This window comes from Paenibacillus forsythiae T98, from assembly GCF_000520735.1.
Lineage (GTDB): Bacteria > Bacillota > Bacilli > Paenibacillales > Paenibacillaceae > Paenibacillus_AQ > Paenibacillus_AQ forsythiae.
In genome coordinates, this window is sequence record NZ_ASSC01000815.1 from 1 (window position 1) to 1,312 (window position 1,312).

At 51.3% G+C, this 1,312-nt stretch carries 2 protein-coding genes; both read right to left on the minus strand.

Annotation, left to right across the window (positions count from 1 at the left end; all coding sequences use genetic code 11):
• Positions 1-113: 113 nt before the first annotated feature.
• Complete coding sequence (locus tag L692_RS0124975; RefSeq protein WP_025702640.1) at positions 114-725, minus strand: TVP38/TMEM64 family protein; 612 nt, start codon at positions 723-725, stop codon at positions 114-116.
• Positions 726-1,004: 279 nt separating this feature from the next.
• On the minus strand, positions 1,005-1,312 hold a 308-nt coding region (locus L692_RS0124980; protein ID WP_025702641.1), incomplete at its 5' end, for a glycine betaine ABC transporter substrate-binding protein.

A 1,312-nucleotide genomic window follows, 5' to 3' on the forward strand; every position in this document is an offset into this window, starting at 1 on the left:
TCAAGCCGCCTTCTACTGTATCGTATTCGCGGCCAGCCCAAAAAAGAAGAACGCTTATCCCGCACGGCGCGTCGGACAAGCGTTCAATTTCGAACATTTTTTATGTAAATAGATCAAACCGCCCGCTCCCGCTTATCCTCCTGCAGATGTCCCCAATGCTTCCAGATGAAGACGGCAAGCAGCACGATGATGAACATCCCGTAACCGGTCAGATAGAAGCCCCATTCTTCTCTTGGAACGATAAGCGAGGAACTGATCGTGCCAAACAGCCAAATATAGGACAGATTTCCAAGCGCCGTCCCCCACAAAAAGGCCGGGAGATGCAGCGGCGACACCGCGGACATAATATTAATTATATTATTGGGAATAATAGGTATTGTCCGGAGCAGCAGCAGCGTCCAAATACCGTAACGGTTCAAATAACGCTGCCATTTGTCGTAGCGCTTCAGTCTTCTGCCCCATCTTCGGTCAAACCAATGGAACAAATACCTCCGGGACAGATAAAATACGAACAGTCCTCCCGCGTTGCAGATCAGCCAGCTGGCCAGCATCCCGCAGATTACACCGAATACCGAGACATGCAGCACGATCAGTATGACAAACGGGAAAAATCCAAACAGGCTCTGAAGGAACGCAAGCGGAATTGTAACCAGGAGAATTGCGGGTCCGCTAAGGCCCAGCGTCTGGAGCAGCCAGTCAATCCAGGCGTTTACCATGTCCGTCATGCATCGCTCTCCTCTCTGTGCTCCTTGCCTTACAGCCCTGCCTCTGATCCGATTCGGATATTTCCAGGAAGAAGCGCCTGACGGCGTGACCAAATACGCAAGCGCGTGAAACGTATACATTCTTATATTTTAAAGAAAACACCCCGTATGGGGTGTTTGTAAACGAGCAGTCGTTATGGCTCATCATGCAGCCTAAGTTTTCTAATCATAGCATATTTATTAATCCGCTGTAAAATACCTGTCGGCCCACAGCAGCTTGAAGGCTCCCGTCAGGCAAGCTTACTCAATTCCCTTCGTCCATTCCTTCACTTTGTCCGGGTTGGCTTCCACCCATGCCTTGGCCGCTTCCTCCGGAGATTGTCCGCCCTGGATGGCGATCATCACCTTCGCCATATCGTCAGGCGTCCACTGGAACTGGTCCAGGAACTTGTGGACATCCGGCTGATCGTCATTCAATCCTTTGCGGGCCAATGTATGAATCTGCTCATCGCCGCCATAGACGCCCTTGGGGTCCTTCAGATATTTGAGGTCCATGCTGGCGAACATCCAGTGCGGCGTCCAGCCGGTGACGACAATCGGCTTTTTTG